This is a genomic window from Acinetobacter sp. V91_7, from assembly GCF_031799075.1.
Classification (GTDB): domain Bacteria; phylum Pseudomonadota; class Gammaproteobacteria; order Pseudomonadales; family Moraxellaceae; genus Acinetobacter; species Acinetobacter calcoaceticus.
This window is the reverse complement of the sequence record NZ_JAVQNT010000028.1, coordinates 1-20489: the sequence shown is the minus strand read 5'-3', so window position 1 is coordinate 20489 and position 20489 is coordinate 1. Positions and strand designations below refer to the sequence as shown.

General features: G+C 37.7%; 16 protein-coding genes and 1 pseudogene. 10 read left to right on the top strand and 7 right to left on the bottom strand.

Features of this window, described 5'->3' with window-relative positions; genetic code table 11:
• The first annotated feature begins 126 nt into the window (after positions 1-126).
• The 4 genes from RMB03_RS04455 to RMB03_RS04440 all read left to right on the top strand — a co-directional run bounded on the left by RMB03_RS04455 (position 127) and on the right by RMB03_RS04440 (position 5861).
• Positions 127-747, top strand: a complete 621-nt coding sequence (locus RMB03_RS04455; RefSeq protein WP_013197265.1) for a TetR/AcrR family transcriptional regulator — start codon at positions 127-129, stop codon at positions 745-747.
• A gap of 81 nt (positions 748-828) precedes the next feature.
• Complete coding sequence (locus RMB03_RS04450; RefSeq protein ID WP_005039451.1) at positions 829-1953, top strand: efflux RND transporter periplasmic adaptor subunit; 1125 nt, start codon at positions 829-831, stop codon at positions 1951-1953.
• The gene (locus tag RMB03_RS04445; protein ID WP_311074210.1) at positions 1950-5015 is read left to right on the top strand and encodes an efflux RND transporter permease subunit; all 3066 of its coding nucleotides are present in this window, start codon (positions 1950-1952) and stop codon (positions 5013-5015) included. The genes RMB03_RS04450 and RMB03_RS04445 overlap by 4 nt, the downstream gene beginning before the upstream one ends.
• 39 nt (positions 5016-5054) lie before the next feature.
• Positions 5055-5861 carry an oxidoreductase gene (locus RMB03_RS04440; protein WP_311074207.1) on the top strand — a complete coding sequence of 269 codons (807 nt, stop codon included), beginning with the start codon at positions 5055-5057 and terminating at the stop codon, positions 5859-5861.
• A 200-nt stretch (positions 5862-6061) separates the two neighbouring features.
• On the opposite strand, the gene RMB03_RS04435 is transcribed toward RMB03_RS04440, so the two are convergent.
• Together RMB03_RS04435 and RMB03_RS04430 are read right to left on the bottom strand one after the other, a co-directional pair.
• On the bottom strand, positions 6062-6535 hold the full coding sequence (locus RMB03_RS04435) for a hypothetical protein (RefSeq protein WP_151743332.1): 474 nt from the start codon (positions 6533-6535) through the stop codon (positions 6062-6064).
• Between the two features lie 118 nt (positions 6536-6653).
• A complete protein-coding gene (locus tag RMB03_RS04430) occupies positions 6654-7739 on the bottom strand; it encodes a hypothetical protein (RefSeq protein ID WP_311074205.1) in 1086 nt (361 codons plus the stop codon).
• A 242-nt stretch (positions 7740-7981) separates the two neighbouring features.
• Between RMB03_RS04430 and RMB03_RS04425 the strand changes: the two genes are divergently transcribed.
• The gene (locus tag RMB03_RS04425) at positions 7982-8605 is read left to right on the top strand and encodes a TetR/AcrR family transcriptional regulator (RefSeq protein WP_311074202.1); all 624 of its coding nucleotides are present in this window, start codon (positions 7982-7984) and stop codon (positions 8603-8605) included.
• Positions 8606-8621: 16 nt separating this feature from the next.
• Here the strand turns inward: RMB03_RS04425 and RMB03_RS04420 are convergent, their stop codons facing one another.
• Positions 8622-9641, bottom strand: coding sequence for an AraC family transcriptional regulator (locus tag RMB03_RS04420; protein ID WP_311074200.1), 1020 nt, complete (start codon positions 9639-9641; stop codon positions 8622-8624).
• Between the two features lie 107 nt (positions 9642-9748).
• Here RMB03_RS04420 and RMB03_RS04415 point away from each other — a divergent pair, with 107 nt between their 5' ends.
• Positions 9749-11989 carry a fatty acid desaturase gene (locus RMB03_RS04415; RefSeq protein ID WP_311074198.1) on the top strand — a complete coding sequence of 747 codons (2241 nt, stop codon included), beginning with the start codon at positions 9749-9751 and terminating at the stop codon, positions 11987-11989.
• Between the two features lie 114 nt (positions 11990-12103).
• Here the strand turns inward: RMB03_RS04415 and RMB03_RS04410 are convergent, their stop codons facing one another.
• The gene (locus RMB03_RS04410) at positions 12104-13255 is read right to left on the bottom strand and encodes an alpha/beta fold hydrolase (RefSeq protein ID WP_311074196.1); all 1152 of its coding nucleotides are present in this window, start codon (positions 13253-13255) and stop codon (positions 12104-12106) included.
• Between the two features lie 359 nt (positions 13256-13614).
• Between RMB03_RS04410 and gltS the strand changes: the two genes are divergently transcribed.
• Together gltS and RMB03_RS04400 are read left to right on the top strand one after the other, a co-directional pair.
• On the top strand, positions 13615-14850 hold the full coding sequence (gltS, locus tag RMB03_RS04405; protein ID WP_003650798.1) for a sodium/glutamate symporter: 1236 nt from the start codon (positions 13615-13617) through the stop codon (positions 14848-14850).
• A 113-nt stretch (positions 14851-14963) separates the two neighbouring features.
• Positions 14964-16790, top strand: coding sequence for a monovalent cation:proton antiporter-2 (CPA2) family protein (locus tag RMB03_RS04400; RefSeq protein ID WP_311074193.1), 1827 nt, complete (start codon positions 14964-14966; stop codon positions 16788-16790).
• A 125-nt stretch (positions 16791-16915) separates the two neighbouring features.
• Here the strand turns inward: RMB03_RS04400 and RMB03_RS04395 are convergent, their stop codons facing one another.
• The 3 genes from RMB03_RS04395 to RMB03_RS04385 all read right to left on the bottom strand — a co-directional run bounded on the left by RMB03_RS04395 (position 16916) and on the right by RMB03_RS04385 (position 19023).
• Positions 16916-17749: an SDR family oxidoreductase gene (locus RMB03_RS04395; RefSeq protein WP_311074191.1), complete on the bottom strand. Its 834-nt coding sequence runs from the start codon at positions 17747-17749 to the stop codon at positions 16916-16918.
• 50 nt (positions 17750-17799) lie between these two features.
• Positions 17800-18177 carry a DoxX-like family protein gene (locus RMB03_RS04390; RefSeq protein ID WP_003650801.1) on the bottom strand — a complete coding sequence of 126 codons (378 nt, stop codon included), beginning with the start codon at positions 18175-18177 and terminating at the stop codon, positions 17800-17802.
• Positions 18178-18384: 207 nt separating this feature from the next.
• Entirely contained in the window at positions 18385-19023 is a 639-nt protein-coding gene (locus RMB03_RS04385; protein WP_311074225.1) for a TetR/AcrR family transcriptional regulator, read from the bottom strand.
• A gap of 587 nt (positions 19024-19610) precedes the next feature.
• Here RMB03_RS04385 and RMB03_RS04380 point away from each other — a divergent pair.
• Entirely contained in the window at positions 19611-20147 is a 537-nt protein-coding gene (locus tag RMB03_RS04380) for a spore coat protein U domain-containing protein (protein ID WP_252059145.1), read from the top strand.
• A 72-nt stretch (positions 20148-20219) separates the two neighbouring features.
• A pseudogene (locus RMB03_RS04375) lies at positions 20220-20489 on the top strand (protein CsuA); the annotation flags it as partial.

Here is a 20489-nt window from a genome sequence, read left to right as displayed (position 1 = left end):
TTTTCCCCAAGGCGAGATTTTGAACAATGGCTTAATTGTGACTATAATACAATTTAGTCACTTGTTGTCAATATCAGGGGGCAAGAGTTAAACTACAACTTTCACACAAAGGTTTAAATTGAAAATATGAGTAAAGAAAAAAGTAGTTATCCTGTTTCAAAGCGAGGACCGGAAGATCATGAGGTAAGGGACCAAATCGTGGTTGCTGCTACAGAGCATTTCAGCCGCTATGGTTATGAGAAAACTACAGTTTCTGATCTTGCAAAATCTATAGGCTTTTCTAAAGCTTATATTTATAAATTTTTTGAATCTAAACAGGCAATTGGCGAGATGATTTGTGCCAATTGTTTGCGTGAAATTGAAGATGAAGTTAATGCTACCATTCAAGAAGCTGAATATCCTGCTGAAAAATTGAGAGTGCTTTTTAAAGTAATTGTGGAAGGGAGCCTTCGTTTATTTTCTCAAGATCGTAAGCTCTATGAAATTGCAGTTTCTGCAGCCTCTGAGAAATGGGATGCTACGGTTGCTTATGAAAATCGAATTCTTAAAGTACTACAAAATATTATTCAAGAAGGTCGTCAAACTGGTGATTTTGAAAGAAAAACACCAATTGATGAAGCAGTTAAGGCTATTTATTTAGTTATGAGACCTTATCTACATCCATTACTTTTACAACATAGCATTTCATATAACGCTGATGCTCCAGTGTTGCTTTCTAGTCTTGTACTGAGAAGTTTATCGCCATAATAAATTGTGACTATTGACTAAATTGGTCACTTGATTAAAAATGAGTCTCCTGATTAATTTCTTCAAGGGGGGGACTCTAATATGCGTTATCGTCGCCTTATTCCATTTGCTGCAATATATTTATTTCCTTTTTTCTTGCTAGGTTGTGCTGAAAATACACAATCTGACCCCCGTACTTCGGCACCATTGGTACGAGTCGCAACTGTGCAAGAAGAAATTACTTCTGACTCAAGAGCATTTACAGGCACGATAGGCGCACGGGTAGAAAGTGATCTTGGTTTTCGTGTCTCTGGTAAAGTAATCAAACGGTTTGTTGAGGCCGGTCAGACGGTAAAACGCGGACAGTTACTGATGCGTATTGATCCGGTTGATTTGGAACTTGCTGCCAAAGCTCAGCAAGAAGCTGTAGGCGCAGCCAAAGCACGTGCTGAACAAGCAGAAAAAGACGAAGCTCGATATCGTGATTTGCGTGGAAGTGGGGCTATATCTGCTTCCGCCTATGATCAGATTAAGGCAGCAGCAGATACGGCGAGAGCACAACTAAGTTCAACGCAAGCTCAAGCTAAAGTCGCATTAAACGCCAGTCACTATGCCGACTTAACAGCCGATGGTGATGGCACAATTATGGAAACACTGGTTGAACCGGGGCAAGTCGTAAGCGCGGGTCAAACAGTAATTCGTTTAGCTCATTCTGGTCAAAGAGAAGCAGTTATTCAGCTTCCCGAGACTTTACGCCCTGCAATAGGAGCTATTGGTCAAGCCACTCTCTTTGGTAAAGAAAATATCAGTGTCCCAGCTAAGCTTAGACAGTTATCAAATACAGCAGATCAACTCACTCGTACTTTTGAAGCACGTTTTGTATTAGACGGAGATTTGGCAAACGCTCCTTTAGGTTCAACCGTCACTGTACGTATTGGAGCTCAAAATCAGAGTTCACAACATTTTTTACAAGTACCGATTGGTTCATTACTTGATAAAGGAAAGGGAGCAGGAGTATGGGTAATTAATGGAAAAACTCAGAAAGTAACGTGGCGTTCTGTTGTTGTGAAACAGGTTGATGATGAATATGCGTATGTAACTGGCAATATTCAGAGTGGAGATCAAATTGTTGCTCTAGGTGCACATTTACTTCGAGAAGGCGAGTTAGTCCGTATTGCATCACAGGCAAATAATCCTTCAATTGGAAATGAAGGAGGACACTCATGAGTGAGAAAGGTTTTAACCTGTCAGCTCTTGCTGTTCGTGAACGGGGTATCACTCTATTCCTGATTTTTCTAATTTCAATTGCAGGCGTTGTTGCATTTTTTAAATTAGGTCGAGCTGAAGACCCAGCCTTTACAGTTAAGGTCATGACCATTGTGACTGCTTGGCCCGGTGCAACTGCACAAGAAATGCAAGATCAAGTTGCTGAAAAAATCGAAAAACGGATGCAGGAGCTGCGTTGGTATGATCGAACAGAAACCTATACAAGGCCTGGGCTAGCTTTTACGACACTAACCTTACTTGATAGCACACCTCCATCTCAAGTTCAGGAGGAGTTTTATCAAGCGAGGAAGAAAGCAAATGATGAAATGAGTAATTTACCTTCAGGGGTAATTGGGCCACTTGTTAATGATGAATATGCGGATGTAACCTTTACTTTATATGCTTTGAAGGCAAAAAATGAAGCACAAAGATTATTGGTGCGTGATGCAGAAACAATTAGACAGCAGCTACTTCATGTACCTGGGGTAAAAAAGGTCAATATTATTGGCGAGCAACCTGAACGTATCTATATTGAATTTTCACATGAGCGCTTGGCAACACTAGGCGTAAATCCACAAGATGTGTTTGCTGCACTTAATAATCAGAATGTACTTACTCCAGCTGGTTCTATTGAGACCAAAGGTCCTCAAGTTTTTGTCAGATTGGATGGTGCTTTTGATAAGTTACAAAAAATTCGAGACACACCTATAACTGCTCAAGGTCGTACCTTGAAATTGTCAGATATTGCGACTGTTAAACGTGGTTATGAAGATCCTGCAACATTCATTATTCGTAATGATGGAGAACCTGCTTTATTGCTAGGTGTAGTGATGCGTGAAGGGTGGAATGGATTAGATCTTGGTAAAGCATTAGAGAGCGAAGTTGGCTCAATCAATGAAGATTTACCCCTTGGTATCAGCTTAAATAAGGTGACAGATCAAGCGGTAAATATTAGCTCGTCGGTAAATGAGTTCATGATTAAGTTCTTTGCAGCATTACTTGTGGTGATGTTTGTAAGCTTTATCAGCATGGGATGGCGAGTTGGACTTGTTGTTGCTATGGCTGTACCGCTGACATTGGCTATTGTTTTTGTGGCGATGTTGGCAACGGGCAAAAACTTTGACCGAATTACACTGGGTTCTCTTATTCTTGCCTTAGGACTCTTGGTTGATGATGCCATTATTGCCATTGAAATGATGGTCGTCAAAATGGAGGAGGGCTTTAGTCGAATAGCTGCATCTGCTTATGCATGGAGCCACACCGCAGCACCTATGCTTTCTGGAACATTAGTCACAGCTGTTGGATTTATGCCAAATGGCTTTGCCCGATCTACGGCTGGTGAATATACCAGCAATATGTTTTGGATTGTCGGTATAGCCCTTATTGCTTCATGGATTGTTGCAGTCGTTTTTACACCTTATTTAGGTGTGAAGATGTTACCTGATTTTAAAAAAGTCGAAGGTGGACACCATGCAATTTATGACACACCACGATATAACCGTTTCCGTCAAATTCTTGAACGTGTGATTGCGCGTAAATGGCTTGTTGCTGGTAGTGTTATCGGATTATTTGTTTTGGCAATAGGCGGAATGACATTGGTAAAAAAACAATTTTTTCCAATCTCTGACCGACCTGAAGTACTTGTTGAAGTACAAATGCCTTACGGTACATCGATTACGCAAACTAGCGCTGCTACAGCCAAAGTTGAAGCTTGGTTATCTAAGCAAAATGAAGCAAAGATTGTTACATCGTATATTGGTCAAGGCGCTCCTCGGTTTTATTTATCCATGGGACCTGAGTTACCAGACCCATCCTTTGCCAAGATTGTGATACGAACTGACAACCAAGAAGAGCGGGAAGCCTTAAAACATCGCTTAAGACAAGCTGTTTCGAATGGGCTTGCTTCTGAGGCGCAGGTACGTGTTACACAACTGGTCTTTGGACCATATTCACCCTATCCAGTGGCTTACCGTGTTACAGGGCCAGACCCAGAAAAATTGCGTGTAATTGCAGCTCAGGTTCAGCATGTTATGAATGCTAGCCCAATGATGCGAACTGTAAATACCGATTGGGGAACTCGTACACCAGCCCTTCATTTCACATTACAGCAAGATCGCCTACAAGCAGTTGGTCTCACCTCAGCTTCAGTGGCACAGCAACTACAGTTTTTGTTAACAGGTATTCCGATAACATCTGTGCGCGAAGATATTCGTACAGTACAAGTTGTTGCTCGTTCTGCGGGTGATATAAGACTGGATCCTGCAAAAATTGGTGATTTCACACTCACTGGGGCAAATGGACAACGTATTCCTCTGTCACAAATTGGCAAGATTGAAGTACGGATGGAAGAGCCTGTCATACGCCGTCGAGATCGCGTACCAACAATAACCGTTCGTGGAGATATTGCTGAAGGATTGCAACCACCAGATGTATCTACAGCAATTACCAAACAGCTTCAGTCAGTTATAAAAAATCTACCGAAGGGCTATCGCATCGTTGAAGCAGGTTCTATTGAAGAGTCGGGTAAAGCTACTAAAGCCATGCTTCCTATTTTCCCGATCATGTTGGCAATGACTTTGCTCATTATCATTCTTCAGGTGAGATCTATAGCTGCAATGATTATGGTGTTTCTCACCAGTCCATTGGGATTAATCGGTGTGGTACCGACGCTTCTATTATTCCAGCAGCCTTTTGGTATCAATGCCTTAGTTGGGTTGATTGCATTGTCTGGAATTTTAATGCGAAACACACTCATCTTGATTGGTCAAATTCAGCAAAACAAGCAAGCTGGACTCGATCCGTTGGATGCTGTTGTGGAAGCAACAGTACAACGTGCCAGACCCGTCATATTAACGGCTTTGGCTGCTATTTTGGCTTTTATTCCTCTGACTCATTCGGTGTTTTGGGGAACGCTAGCTTATACATTGATTGGTGGAACACTGGCTGGAACCATTTTAACTTTGGTTTTCTTGCCGGCTATGTACTCAATCTGGTTCAAAATCAGAGTCAAACCAACAGCTTAATCATCAGATTCTTAAGTTTAAAAATTATTCGGAGTTCATATGTCAAACTCACAAGTAGTGGTAATTACCGGTGTTTCATCAGGAATAGGTCAAGTCACAGCAGAAAAATTTGCTAAAAAAGGCCATAAAGTATTTGGAACAGTCAGAAATAAAGTCAAAGCCCAACCTATAGAAGGGGTTGAGCTCATTGAAATGGATGTGTCTGATGAGGACTCTGTCCAACTTGGGATTCATTCTATTATTGATAAGGCTGGGCGTATTGATATCTTAATTAATAATGCTGGAGCAAGCCTGACTGGGGCAGTAGAAGAGACCTCTATAGAAGAAGCAGAATTTTTATTTAATACGAATGTATTTAGTATTCTCCGTACTATACAAGCGGTATTGCCATATATGCGAATACAACATTATGGAAGAATCATAAATATTAGCTCGGTATTGGGTTTTCTCCCTTCACCTTATATGGGGGTATATTCTGCAACTAAACATGCGGTTGAAGGATTATCTGAATCTTTAGATCACGAGCTTCGTCAATTTGGGATTCGCGTGACATTGGTGCAACCTTCTTTCACCAAAACCAATCTAGATAAAAACGCACCTGTAGTAAGTTCTAAAATTCCTGAATATGACAATGAACGTAATTTAGCTGCGCAGGCCATATCGAATCAGATTAATCATGCATCCCAACCAGATGCTGTTGCAGATATGATCGTTACAGCGGCATTGAATGATTGGCAAATGCGTCGCACACCATCTGGACAAGCGTCTTTGTTAAGTAAGTTACGTCGCTTCATGCCAAGTGGCCCTGTTGATAAGAGCATTAGAAAGACTTTTGGTTTGAAATAACTTATTTATTATTTTTAATATTATAAAATCTAAGCATAAATTTTATGCTTAGATTTTAATGTTTGTGCGAACCAATTTTTGAAACATTATTTAGTAAATATGATTGACTCATATTCTTTATTTTTAGCTATATTGACTGAATCTAGGTGTGTGAAGTTAAAATTTTAAATATCAATTATTTTAGATAATATATAACTGAGTTACTTAAGAATAATGAACTTATTGGTAGTAAAGTTTTGAATAAATAAAGATTTTTTAAGAGGGCAGATTAATGCTTTTCGATTCATGATTCCATAAATTAAATATACATACTCTTGCGATGAACCAACTAATGCAAAAAGTTGATCTTGCTGATCAATACCAATAAGAATTTCATTGGTTAATTTTAACATATCAAAAGGTGAGGCATTTTTCTTGGCCTCAACAGATATATTGAAATTTTCAAAAGTTTTCTTGATATCAAGTAATGAATAATAGAAATTTTGCTGATTTCGTTGAGCTTGCAAATAAACAGCAATACGTTCTATATCTATTGGTTTATTGTGTTTTGCAGCAACTGCTGAAGCAAGAATAAAAGAAATATTTGAAGTATTTGAGTCTATTGAACCCACTTTAAGTTTAGAAATAGAACTCTGGATATTATCAGGTATATGTTTGACGGAAGCTGAGCACATATTTATTGACCTAGAGACTGTGGTAGCTTGGGATGTATTCAGCCCTGCTAATAGTGGTATGAAAACCATGAGTTGTTTTAATTTAAGCGTCATATAAAAGCTTGTATAAAGTTTTTACTTAGCAAAACTTTAAGTTCCCGTAGCAGTTTTTGATGCCTATCTGTCCAGAGTCAATAGGATTAATAATTAACTCTCTACCAACTAATCCTCCTAATGCCTCGCCAAGTCCTACATCAATCCGCTGTTGTGTTTCGATATCAGTAAGTATAACTTTCGGTAAGGAAAGCCACCATCCAGGTTGAGCAGCTACAGTATTTTCGAAGCTACCAGAACTTATTTTTTGCCACTGGATAGCTTGTTTTTGTAAGGATAGTGATGTGTCACTAGTAGGAATTGTTCCTGCTGCATCTTGGGCTAGTAAAATTTCATGGAAACCAGACAGAGGATAATCTTTTAATGTGGCATTACTGAGAGTTAAACCTAAAGGTAGATCTAAGATACCTAATAGTTTTAGTGGACCAGTTTTAGCGACTACATTATCCAGCGTTGCTGTTGTAGAGCGGTTAAGAATAAGCGGTTTGTTATAATCATTAATATGTGCTTCTGTAGAGATTAATCCATTTTCAATCACTACATTCTTCAGAACAGTATTCGTAAGTGTTAAATTCAAATCACCAGATAAAGAGTTAATTCCTCCTGTGTCATCAGCTAATGTTGTTAAATCTGTATTTGATCCCAATCCAAGTTTGCCTAATATGCCTAATGCCCCAAGGCGAAAACCAACAATTTCTCGAGTAGAAGCACTGTCCGGCGATTTTATAGCAAACTCGATAAAAGGATTAGTAATAACGGCATCTGATCCTGCATAGCTACCATTTACGGGGAGGACACCTGCTAAACTAATATTTTCAATATCAATGTCACAACCCACTCCTTTAGTCCCACCGCAACCTAACTGTAAACTTTTAATATTTGCATTTAACTCTACTTGTGCTTCCATTCCGAGACGATAAAACCCTACATCTGTATTTGGATTACCATTTTGATTAGCTGCAATATTGGTTAGATTAAATAATGCTTGACCAGTTACACCAGATAAACTCTTATCATCTAAGAGGTTGAGTTCTGCTTTTACAAGTGAACTGACCAACATCAATGGTATTGTAAATAAGAAAGCCTGTTTTATACTTCTAAAATTGTTCATATCAGTTCCTTTGCTTAAAGATGATTTAGCTCAAAGGAAAGTTTGCATTTCTTTATAAGCTCAATAATCTTTTGTTTTCATAGGCCTAGTATTATTAATGTCCTTTCCTAGGCAATATGGATATTTATAAGCAGCTCTATTGAACGGGAATTATGATTTGCTCTTTTGTGTGAATTAAACAAAAATAAAGCATAATGTGTTCAGTGCACACATTATGCTTATAATATGTGCGCGGTGTCAACATGTCTTCTATACAATCTCAAAAATCAAATTATCATCATGGAAATGTGCGTGAAGAATTATTAGATGCAGGATTAGCTCACCTAAAAAATAGTGATGCTGAGAGCCTTAGCTTTCGAGAAATGGCGAGACAAATTGGGGTAAGCGGAAATGCGGTATATCGGCATTTCGAAAATAAAGAGAGCTTTTTAGCAGCATTGGCAGCAAAAGGATTTCAGCTCTTGCAAGAGGAGCAAAGCCAAACGTTGCAAGATGCTAATTCTCAGCCAGAGGCGTTAAAATTATTTGGTTTAGCCTATATTAACTTTGCAAAAAATAATCGAAATCTCTTTGCCTTGATGTTTAATCCTGACTTACAAAAGAATGAAGCATTTGAGTTAAAAGAGGCAGTGGGTAATACATATACTCAGTTACATCAATTAACTGCTTCAATATTGGGTGTGGATGAAAATGACGCTCAAGTTGAAGTATTAGCAATGTTGAGTTGTAGCCTTGTACATGGTCTATCTCATCTTTTATTAGAAGGGCGTTTGGCTGAATCAGAAGAAAAAGCGAATAATTTAGTCTTATTAATTATGAACTATGCTACGAGTTTGCTTACTGGAGCTGGCGTGGATAAGCATTAAAATATTAAATATAAATTTATTTTTGCCACCTAAAATTTCGGGGAGAAATGCCTTTCCAACGTTTAAAGGCTCTGGAAAATGCTGAAACTTCGGAATAGCCCAATTGAATGGCAACTTCTTCAACTGTTAAATTGGTGGTTTTGAGTAAGTCTTCGGCTAAGTCTTTACGAATGTCATCTATAAGCTGTTCATAGGTAACTTCTTCAATTGCGAGATGACGTTGTAATGTTCTGAGGTTGACCTGAAGATGGGCTGCCATTTCATCAATTCTGGGCATTTGAGAGGGTTGTTGGAGTAAAATATTTCTGACTTTTTGGCTATAGCTGCCTAGAGAACTTCTTCGCATCCAAAGTTGTTGGCATTCTTCTTCATATCGTGCACGAATAAATGGGTCTGCTTGAGGTAATGGTAAATCAAGCAAACTGCTTTCAAAGATAATACAGCTACGTGGTTGATTAAATTGAATTGGATATCCCGTTAATTCGGGAAATTTATCGGCATAGACAGGTGCAGGTAAGGCAATATTAATGCTCATTACAGGAAATTGTATAGGTAAGACATCTCGTTGAATTGATATAACAGTTATAAGATCTCTTTCAACCAGAAAACACGCTAAGTCATCAGGTAATTGACTATGATCAAAAATCAGTAATGTATATATATCTTCCTGAATAACTTCTAAATTGCAAAAAATGGAACTAAGTTGAAAGTATCGCATAGCAAAATGTAAAGCTTCTTTCATTGTCTGACTACTAAGAATGGCAAAACCCCATGCACCAAATGTGGTTGTATGGTGCCTTAGACCTGCTTCTATACTCAAGGGAAGTGTAGGATCTAGTAGTTTAAGTAAGTTTCGAATAACTAAAAATTCTTGTTCTGCTTTTACCTCAAAGTTAGGTTGCGACAAATCATCCAAAGAAATATGTGTGTTTTCTATACAACTTCCAGGTGTTAAACCATGTTGCTGACCTATCATAAGCAATATGCGAATAGCACTAATACTGCGAGGAAAATCCCAATATAATTGTATAGACATGCTTTATGTGTCATGAAATGTCAAGTTTGGTAGTATAAAGTCATTCTGCTAATGTTCAAAACTTTATATCTTTTCGGATAGGATCAAATCCGATAGGGATATATAAAATGCTAAATAATAAAGACGGCAAGCACGAAAGTTTAACGGTTGCTTTAAAAGCTTTATATGATCAAACTAAAGCAAAAGTTGGTGATGCAGACCTAGAACATATCAGAAATGTTGCCGCTTACTCTCAAGCTATTAAAGCGCGTAGTAATGAGTTGATCCAACAAGGTGGAAAACCTAATGCCATAATGCGTGGCGCGATATTAGGTGCATTGCATACATTACTTGAGTTTTCTGAACTTGGTCATAACATCATGCATGGTAGTTATGATCATTTGCCAAATGCAGGTTCTTTCCATTCTGAACGGTGGGTTTGGAATTTTATGGTGGATCCTTATGAATGGCGTGTGATGCATCATCAAAATCACCATCCTTTTACTAATATCGTTGGCGTAGACCATGATTTAGGATATTCCTTTTTACGTATTAAGCCAGGTCAGCCATGGTATGGTCACCATACTTTGCAACTTCCACTGTTGTGGGTTTTATTATTAACAACACCTAATCTTGTATTTTCTTTATTTACTGGAGCGTCAGCCGCTAAAACAGAAGGGCGTAAAGTACTTAGTCGAACAACCATTGAACAAACCTTAAAACTAACAAAAAAATATATTGCTCAGCATTTTTGGAAAGATCCTCTTTCGGTTTCTCCTCATCGGATATTGCCGACATTTTTTGGAAATTATCTGAGTACAGTTTTGGGCTATGATTTGACGGTTGCAGTCTTATTTCTGGAACACCATTCACCGAATGTTGAGTTATTTAGTGACCCGGGATTGAGTGAAACAGAAGAAGAATATTTTCGCCGTCAAATTTTAGCAACAAGTAATTTTACGCCTTATGCCCAACTTGATAATTATTTTAAAACATTGTTGGAAGAGGAAGTTAAATTCGATAATCCACCTGCATTTGATGTGTTTTATGGTGGATTGGACACCCACTTAGAGCATCATTTATTTCCAGACTTACCATGTAACCGCCAAAGAGAAATCCAGCCCTTTGTTAAAGAAATCTGTTTGCAGCATGGCTTACCTTACAATGTTATGTCTCTTGAAGATGTTGTGCCAGATATGATGGTCAATGTACTCAAATTGGCGAGTCCTGTAGGCGAGCAAGAAACAGGAAATTTTTTTAAAATACTAAAAAATCCTAAGGAGTTATTACGTCGAGTTGTATATGGAGCCCAATATAAACTGCCAGATAATATGACGTATTTAAATAAGCCTCGTTTTTATAATGTACCTGTTAAGGTTTTAGCTGTTTTTCCGCAAGCAGGAAATCAGGCATTAATGATACGTTTTGAAAAACCACAAGGTTGGGAGGGCATAACTTGGGAAGCTGGTGCATTTATTTCTGTACGGGTGGAAGTCGAAGATGAAAGTCTGGTTCGACAATATAGTTTGTTAAGAGACAGTCACGAGGCTGCTAATTGTTTGGAAATTGCCGTCAAACGTGTAGAGGGCGGACGTGTTTCAAATTATATCAATGATCGTATTAAGAAAAATTCACATATGATTTTGGTAGGAGTACCGCAGGCCTCTCCCGATTTTATTCTGAAAGAAGTACCTAAACAGATTGTTTTCCTTGCGGGTGGTGTTGGGATTACACCAATTTTGAGTATGTTACGTAAGGCACGACGTGAAGCTCCACATAGTCAAGTTAGGTTACTTTATTTTAACCGTAATGAGAGATCTATTATTTTTGAACATGAATTACGTGAAGTTGCCAACTTATCTGGTTTTGATGTGCATTTTATATGTAATGAGATAGACCCTAATTATCCAATTTCAGGGCAGATGTATCAGGCGAAAATAAGTGCTGAATTACTAGCTAAAGTTGTTCCCGATATAACAGCACATGAAGTGTATGTTTGTGCTCCACCAGGATTTATTACTGCCTCAAAATCTATGTTACTGGATTTAGGATTACCTGAAATACAATTTCATACAGAGAGTTTTACCCCTCCGGTAGTAGAGCACCCAACTGATGGTAAAGATCATGTTATCCACTTTGCACGGAGTGGTGTTGAGATTGTGGTTGATGGCGGGACAACGCTATTAGAAGCTGCACGCTTGGCTGGCGTTAATATTCCATCGGGATGTGAAAGAGGGTTATGCCGTGCTTGTGTCTGTAATAAGCTACAAGGTGTTACTACTTTAGATCAATACAAGGCACAACCAGATTTACGAATTACCACCTGCAACAGTTTGCCTCGTTCGGATAAGTTGGTACTGGATATTTAACATCTTTGAATATGGAATTATTAATTTTTACTTTAAAGCTTAAGAGTTAATCACCACAATAATAAAAACCAGCGTATGGCTTGCTACGCTGGTTCCCAATATTGTTTAAACGAACTAACCTGAACGCTCAACTAACCAAGTACTTATTTCAGGCCAAACCGCCGTAGGTGCTTGGCTTCCGGAAACGACCCCCATGTGTCCACCCGGTACGACCTTAAACGTTTTATCTTGGCTGCTAATTAAATCCATGAGTGGCTTAACAGCATCAGCGGTCACAATAATGTCCGTACTACCACCCAGTGCTAACACTGAACATTCAATATCTTTTAAATAGGCTGTAAGTTCACCGAATTTCACTACACCATTGGATAATTCATTATCAATCCAGAAACGAAGGATGATGTCACGCATGACTCCCCCCGGATACGCCAGCATGTTATCGATAAATGAACTAGAAGTTGCGTGGTCAACAATAAATTCTCGGTTATCGAGATTTTTAAAAAGTTCCCAATACGTTTTTAGATTTCCAATCGGGTCGGTTAATTTAAAGCCTAGCGTGTTTTGCCATCCATGAATATGAAATGCCTTACTCGGCACATGGTGACGAATACGAAACGGCGTATGTTTGCGAACCCATTGCGCAGGTTTGGTTAAGCTGCCATAGAGTTTGCCCATATATCCGGCTTTATGCGTATCGATAGGGGAAGCTAAAATAATTAAGTTTTTAATATCTTTGTCTTTAAATAATGCGGTATAGCAGAGTGAAAGTGCACCGCCTAAACTCCAACCATGTAATGAAAGCTGTTGTTGACCACTGTGCAAGCGGACCTGTTTTAACATTTCAGGCATAAAGACTTTAATGTAGGTGCCGAAATTGTATTTTGCTTGGTGTCGGGTGGGCACGCCCCAGTCAATTAAATAGACATCAAAACCTTGTGCTAAAAAGAAGCGGACGAAGCTGCGAGTAGGAAACAAATCATAAATGAGCATGTTGACTGCTAGCGGCGGAACGATAACTAACGGTACGCGGTGTTTAGGTGTAGAGGTATTCGTCTCATTTCTATAATGCCGTAAGCTAATAATTTCATGCTTATAAATCACGTCAAATGGCGTTTTTCCTGACAAGGCAATTTGAGGGCCTCTAAAAAATAGATCCGATGCATTGATCAGCATGTGAGGTATTTTTTGACCAGCACGTGTCTGAAGAGATTTTTTAATGGACTGTAGCTGTGGAACGTTCTGACGAACTTTAAGCAATAAACTCATTGAACATAAAACCTATAAAGATGTTGCCCAGAACAATAACGAGCTGGTCTTTTAAGGATATTAAAGGGAATGAGAGCGAAGTTCAGTGACTTAAAAGACAGGATTTTTTGCTTAAGGTATCAAGGGGTAATTATTTTTAATTAACAATATTTTATATTAAGTATTTGAAATTAAATAATTAAATTAATTGTATGGGGTGATTTTGTATAAAATATTTAAAATTTAAGTTTTTCTTAAGAATCGTGAAAATTGATTGCTAGGGTAATTTTGTAAAGTTTATTTGTGTTTTTTTTACATATTAAAAAATAAAATATAATTATTTTACAATCCGTTAGGAATGTAATTAGAAAGTAGTATATATGGAATTTGTTTTTAATGGTTTTTATACACTAATTTCGGCGGTCATCGTTCTATTATTGGGCCGCTTTCTTGTTAATCGAATTGATTTTTTAAAACGCTACAATATTCCCGAACCTGTAGCAGGCGGTTTGGTTGCTGCGGTCGTCTCGCTACTTGTCCATACCATATGGGGATATAGCATTGTTTTTAGTAGCGAATTACAAACCAGCTTTATGCTCGTATTCTTTGCTTCTATTGGTTTAAGTGCCAATTTTATGAAGCTTAAAGAAGGCGGTATGGCTTTGGTTATCTTCTTAGTCTGTGTAGCGTCTTTCATTGTTGTGCAAAATGCGGTAGGCATGAGTCTTGCGACGTTGCTTGGTCTTGACCCACTCATTGGCTTAATTGCGGGTTCAATTACCTTAACAGGTGGTCACGGTACAGCCGGAGCTTGGGGTGAAATTTTAGAAACTCAGCATGGTATTCAGGGTGCTCTAGCTTTAGGAATGGCGAGTGCGACTTTTGGTTTAATTATTGGTGGTGTGATTGGTGGCCCGTTAGCCAAATTGCTTATCAATCGTTATAGCCTTGCTCAACCCAAAACTAATGCTGAAATCCAACAGCGTGATGGTCATGTTGAACAAAATTCGGATGATCTTGCACCGTTTGAAAACCCTCATCAAGTTCGTTTAATTACTGCTGACAATGCAATTACTACGCTAGGTATGTTCGCAGCGTGTTTGGCATTTGCTGAATTTATGACAGGCTTTAGTAAGGGAACTTGGTTTGAGTTACCAACCTTCGTTTGGGCGCTGGGTGGCGGTGTAATCTTAAGAAACATCTTAGAAAGCGTGTTGAAAATTGATATTTTTGACCGTGCGATTGATGTTTTTGGTAATGCATCATTATCACTTTATTTAGCAATGGCATTGCTTTCATTAAAGCTTTGGCAACTTGCAGATTTGGCTGGGCCACTTGTGGTGATTTTGGGTGCTCAAACTATTACGATGGCATTATATGCTGCTTTTGTGACCTTCCGTGTTATGGGTAAAAACTATGATGCAGCAGTGTTGTCAGCAGGGCACTGTGGTTTTGGTATGGGTGCAACGCCAACAGCAGTTGCAAATATGCAGGCCATTACGAACATGTATGGACCATCGCATAAGGCATTTTTAATTGTTCCGCTTTGTGGCGCATTCTTTGTCGATTTAATTAATGCAACGGTTATTCAGCTCATGTTGAAATTTGTTGTTTAATCAAAAAAAGCCCGTCAGGGCTTTTTTTATGGATTCTTTTTCTCAAAACTAATAATCGCCCTTAAACATAGTTTCACATAGAATAAATTGCAGATAAATAAAATGAGAAATGTATGAGCGCAGAAGCACATTCAATTAGCTTGGTTGCCCCTGTGGTTTTATTGGCGGCGGCTGTCATTGTAGTCCCTATTTTTAAACGTATTGGTTTAGGTTCCGTATTAGGTTATTTAATTGCGGGTCTGATTATTGGACCATTCGGTTTTGCTTTTTTCCAAGATTCCACCGCAATTTTACATATTGCCGAGTTGGGAATTGTGATGTACCTATTTCTGATTGGTTTGGAAATGCAGCCGTCACATTTATGGAGCCTTAGACGCGAGATTTTTGGCCTTGGCACACTACAGATCATCATTTGCGCATTGGCTTTGACTGGCGTCGGACTGTTATTTGGTTTTAAATGGCAAGTTGCTTTTATTGGTGCTGCTGGGTTTGTATTAACGTCGACTGCTATTGTGATGCAGTTATTGGGCGATCGAGGTGATTTGACTCAACCTCGCGGGCAAAAAATTGTAGCCATCTTATTATTTGAAGATTTACTGATTGTACCATTGCTCGCTATTGTTGCTTTTATGGCACCTAATCATGTGGTCGAAAGCACATCTGTACGTTTAGAAAATATAGGCATTGGTTTAATCGCAATTGCAGGTCTTATTGCGGCAGGTTATTGGTTACTTAACCCATTATTTAGACTCTTGGCAGCTGCTAAAGCCCGAGAAGTCATGACAGCTGCAGCATTATTGGTTGTGTTGGGTGCAGCATTACTCATGCAAGTCAGCGGTTTGTCCATGGCGATGGGTGCTTTCTTAGCGGGTGTGCTTTTATCTGAATCAACGTTTAGACATCAAATTGAAGCTGATATTGAACCATTCCGAGGAATCTTGCTGGGCCTGTTTTTCCTTGGGGTTGGCATGTCATTGGATTTATCAGTGGTTGCTCAAAACTGGCAACTCATTGTCAGTGGTGTAATTGCACTGATGCTTGCCAAAGCGCTCATGATTTATATTGTCGCCCGAATAACTAAAAGCCCTCATACTGAAGCCTTGGACCGTGCCTTACTCATGGCTCAGGGCGGAGAGTTTGCCTTTGTACTTTTCTCTGCTGCATTAAGTGCCCAAGTCATTGACGGTACAATTAAATCTAATCTTACCGCTATTGTTGTGCTTTCAATGGTGTTGACTCCAATTGTCGGTATTATTTTTAAACGGTTTACTCAATTTAAAGCGAATGTTTCGTTAGAAAACGTCAATATTGCCGAGGGTTTAAGCGGTAGCGTTTTAATGATTGGATTTGGGCGCTTTGGACAGGTCACCAGTCAATTATTATTGGCAAGAGGGGTAGATGTCACCATTATTGATAATAATACGGACATGATTCGAAACGCTGAAAAATTTGGTTTTAAAATTTATTATGGCGATGGCTGCCGCTTAGATATTCTACATGCTTCTGGCGCTGCAACAGCACAAGCGATTGTGGTGTGTGTAGACAGTAAAGAGACAACCAATAGAATTGTAGAACTCGTCACACATGAATTTCCTTTAGCGAAATTATTAGTCCGTTCATATGACCGCGAGCACTCACTGCATTTAGTCAAACAAAAAGTAGACTTCATGATCCGTGAAACGTTTGAATCTGCGATTAAGTTTGGGGGAGTAATTTTACAAGAACTCGGTGTGGATGAAGACGAAGTAGAAAGAATTACTGAGGAAATTCGAGATCTTGATAATGAGCGCTTTGAAACTGAAATCGCAGCAGATGATGTAAATGCGGGAGTCGGTATGCAATATACACATACGCATCCACGACCAACAGCACCATTGATTCGACCAAAACGGGAAGGGCGGATTTTAAATAAAGAAGATAGCTCAGATAACGATTCTTGATAAGTATAAAGTTCAGTAAAAGCGCTCTTTAGAAGAACTTTTACTGAACAATAAATCCGATGCGCCTATCAATCAAACCATCTTAACTGAGTGAGATTAGATTTTTAGTCACATTATAAGCCTAACTACAAATGCTCTAATGCTGTGCCTTTCACTGGGTTTCTACGCCAGTAATAAGGCTGCAAAAATCTAAGAAAAAGCTTCCGCGGCGTGATCCAAGCGATGCGTCGGTTGGCTTTTTTATTTTGAATAATTTGTTTGGCTAAATATGCACAAACAATTTCTGGCGGATCAATCACAAAGAAAAATAACCGTTTCATCTTTTTCCAATTTTGGATGTTGCCATTGGTCCAAGAAGAAACTAACAGGTCTGTTGCAACCATGCCCGGGCTGAGTGTGCCAGTTAAAATTGGAGTCGATTTTGTTTCTTTATAAAGTGCTTTACTGAAATAACTTACGGCCCGTTTTGTGGTTGCATAAGGCGTCATGCCTGCACTCCATTCGCCGTTGCTTCCCCAACCTTCCATATTAAAGATTTGACCATAACCTTGTTTAAGCATTCCCTTTAGAGCTACTTGTGAGCCAAGCATCGTGCCTAAAATATTAGTTGAAACAGCCGCGTTTAACTCTTCTGGCTGAAGGTCGATAAAGTCTTTGGTGGGGTGGCAGCTTCCTGCGTTATTAATCCACACATCGATTTGCCCAAAGCGCTCAATTGCACCATCCCATAGGGTTTGCACATCAGAAATTTGAGTCACATCGCAACATAGGCCAATGAATTTTTCTTTATTGAAATGAGCTTCTAAATGAGAAAGAGCCTGCTTAAGATGCTCTGGGTTTCGTCCAGCAATGACAACTGAACATCCAAGATCTAAAAAAGCATGGGCAAGGGCTAAACCAATACCTTTTGTACTGCCTGTAATGACCACACTGCAAACTTCAGTTTTGGGTAAACTCATTGCACTCTCTATATAAAATCTTTAAAAATAGTTACATGAATGGCTGTGAGTTAATTTAGCTCATTTAATAAGATGAGATAGACAATAGATAAACTTATCATCGAAAGATTCATTACGATAGGGTTGTAGGGCAAGATCAGGGTAGAGGGTATTAAAAAACCAATTAAAAGAAGCAGCCCAAGCAAACCCAAAATGCTTAAATAATGAATATATTTATGTGCAGTAAAGAGAAAACATAAACCAAAAATCATTTCAGCTATTCCACTCGCATGGCCTGCAAGTTTTGCGTTTTCGAGTGATAGTCCTAGCCATTGCCATACAAAAATTTCATCAGAATTAAGAAATAGAAATTTTGGAACGAGACCTTGATAAAACCATAAAAAGACTAGCACAAGGTTTATAAATTTGAAGATATTAATATTTTTCATTGAAATTACTTTAAGAGTTTAAAATTTTCTTTAGATTAGATTTGACCTATTATCTTTAGGTTCATTTCTTTCTTCAAGAGGTATTGATGAAGTCTATTTTACATTTGGACATATGCTTCTCAATTCGTTTGATTTGAAAGCAATATTTTGAGCCGCTGGTAAAAAAAATTGAGAACATAGGAGGAGTGTACTCCTATGTTTTGTAGCTTATGGTTCACTTACTAATTTTGATATGTTCTTTAAAAGAATATTTCTTATAAAATCTTTATGGCATTCATTTTTATTATTGTTGGAATATTGAACTAAATAACCATTCAATAGAGTGATTATAATAATAGCCCTATCTCTATATTCTTTTGAGGATATTTCATCATGTATTGGTAAAATTATTTTATACATGAGATCAAAATTATAATTTTGTATGATTGTTAATGCATCATGTACATAAGGTAAATGATCTGAAATGGAGAAAAATTCTTTAAAAATTTTTGTAACTTTTGGCTTTTCTATCTCATGAAATATATTAGTAATAATATTCATAAATCGATTGAGTGGGAGTTCGGTGAGATTCGTGGTTATTAAGTGTTCAATGTGACTCTTGTAGTCACTAATTAGCTTATTTAATAAGGCTTGTAATAAAATATCCTTATTTTTAAAGTAGTGTTGCAATGTGCTTAAGGTTATGTTGGCTTGGCTTGCAACTCCTCTCATACTAAGACCAGAATAACCTTTAGTAAGAAAAATTATTTCAGCGTTACTTAAGATTTGCTTTATTCTTACGTGCCCTTTAATGGTGGTAAAAGACTTTTTTTTCTCTATTTTATCAAAAGTATCAATTTTGATCATCATCCAACCTTTAATTAAAATTAAAAAATAAAGCGGCATTTTAAACTATGAGTTAATAAAAATATAAATAAAATCTTAACAATTTATTAATGTTATTTTCGGTCAATTGACCTGTAAATTAAATTGTAGGTCGAGCTGTTTAGAATGAGTTTTAAAATAGGTCGATCGACTTATTTGGCTTTCTTTTGAGGGTGAATTAATAGGTCAGAATACCTATTTTTTTATTATAAGTCTGTCTAATTTTTCTGCTTATTTAATTTGCTGTATTTTAAAGATAAATCTGTTTTTTTTTGTGTGTATTTTTATTTTTTGAAATGCAGAAATATGGTTATTTGAAAAGAAGCTTAGATGTTTTAGTCGATTTCATTATTATTTTTTAATCTAAATTTTAAATAAGAAAGATTGTTCTTTTGTAATATGCGTATACAAGTTAAATAAATTTTACTAAATTGTGAAAAGGATCACACAATGGTAAATAATTGATTTGTTTTAGTAATAAAATAAATTTTATATATTTTATTTATTGAGCTGATTCTTTTTTGTTCTACAAGTTCAAGCATTATATTATTTATATGTAGGTTATGTATATGAAAAAAATTCAGAAATCACTTCTTGCTGCATTAATGGTTGCTGGTTATGCGGTAAATACTCAAGCAGCTGTTACAGGACAAGTTGATGTTAAGTTGAATGTTTCAACAGGTTGTACAGTAGGTGGGAGTACAGTTGATGGAAATATGAACAAGTTTGGTACTTTAGACTTCGGTAAAACTTCTGGTACTTGGAACAACGTTTTGACAGCGGAAGTTGCTTCAGCGGCTGGTGGCGGTGATATTACAGTAACTTGTGATGGTACGGATCCTGTTGATTTTACAGTCGCAATTGATGGTGGTGAACGTACAGACCGTAGTTTGAAAAATACTGCATCTGCTGATTTAGTTGCCTATAACGTTTACCGCGATGCAGCACGTACAAACCTTTACGCTATTAATCAGCCTCAACAGTTTAGTGCTGTAGGTGGAGAAGCTACAGCTGTACCAGTTTTCGGTGCAATTGCTCCAAATACAGGTACAGCCAAAACACAAGGTGATTATACCGATACTCTATTAGTGACAGTAAATTTCTAAATTATAAAGAAATGATTAATTGAGTAGCAGGTTTACTCGTTATTGAGTAAGCCTGTTTTTAAAGGAGGGGGGATGGTTATTAATCGTTTTTTTGCATTTATATCTTTCAGTTTTTTTATTTGTTCAGTTAATGCTGGTGAAATTGAAGCAAAACTATCTACACAAATTGAATTATTACCTTCTTGTTCTATAAATGATCAGATTGTAGAGGGGAACACTGCAAATTTAAATTTTGGTAGTGTTGATTTTGGTGAAGTAACTTCTGCTTTTAGTGGCATATTAGATGTAAGCTTAATTAATAATGGAAATTCAGGTTTTCAAATTCAATGTTCTGGCATTTCT

Bases quoted from the DNA above. Each gene is read 5' to 3' on its own strand.
- RMB03_RS04455 (WP_013197265.1), top strand. From the start codon at position 127: ATGAGTAAAGAAAAAAGTAGTTATCCTGTTTCAAAGCGAGGACCGGAA.
- RMB03_RS04450 (WP_005039451.1), top strand. From the start codon at position 829: ATGCGTTATCGTCGCCTTATTCCATTTGCTGCAATATATTTATTTCCT.
- RMB03_RS04445 (WP_311074210.1), top strand. From the start codon at position 1,950: ATGAGTGAGAAAGGTTTTAACCTGTCAGCTCTTGCTGTTCGTGAACGG.
- RMB03_RS04440 (WP_311074207.1), top strand. From the start codon at position 5,055: ATGTCAAACTCACAAGTAGTGGTAATTACCGGTGTTTCATCAGGAATA.
- RMB03_RS04435 (WP_151743332.1), bottom strand. From the start codon at position 6,535: ATGTGCTCAGCTTCCGTCAAACATATACCTGATAATATCCAGAGTTCT.
- RMB03_RS04430 (WP_311074205.1), bottom strand. From the start codon at position 7,739: ATGAACAATTTTAGAAGTATAAAACAGGCTTTCTTATTTACAATACCA.
- RMB03_RS04425 (WP_311074202.1), top strand. From the start codon at position 7,982: ATGTCTTCTATACAATCTCAAAAATCAAATTATCATCATGGAAATGTG.
- RMB03_RS04420 (WP_311074200.1), bottom strand. From the start codon at position 9,641: ATGTCTATACAATTATATTGGGATTTTCCTCGCAGTATTAGTGCTATT.
- RMB03_RS04415 (WP_311074198.1), top strand. From the start codon at position 9,749: ATGCTAAATAATAAAGACGGCAAGCACGAAAGTTTAACGGTTGCTTTA.
- RMB03_RS04410 (WP_311074196.1), bottom strand. From the start codon at position 13,255: ATGAGTTTATTGCTTAAAGTTCGTCAGAACGTTCCACAGCTACAGTCC.
- gltS (WP_003650798.1), top strand. From the start codon at position 13,615: ATGGAATTTGTTTTTAATGGTTTTTATACACTAATTTCGGCGGTCATC.
- RMB03_RS04400 (WP_311074193.1), top strand. From the start codon at position 14,964: ATGAGCGCAGAAGCACATTCAATTAGCTTGGTTGCCCCTGTGGTTTTA.
- RMB03_RS04395 (WP_311074191.1), bottom strand. From the start codon at position 17,749: ATGAGTTTACCCAAAACTGAAGTTTGCAGTGTGGTCATTACAGGCAGT.
- RMB03_RS04390 (WP_003650801.1), bottom strand. From the start codon at position 18,177: ATGAAAAATATTAATATCTTCAAATTTATAAACCTTGTGCTAGTCTTT.
- RMB03_RS04385 (WP_311074225.1), bottom strand. From the start codon at position 19,023: ATGATCAAAATTGATACTTTTGATAAAATAGAGAAAAAAAAGTCTTTT.
- RMB03_RS04380 (WP_252059145.1), top strand. From the start codon at position 19,611: ATGAAAAAAATTCAGAAATCACTTCTTGCTGCATTAATGGTTGCTGGT.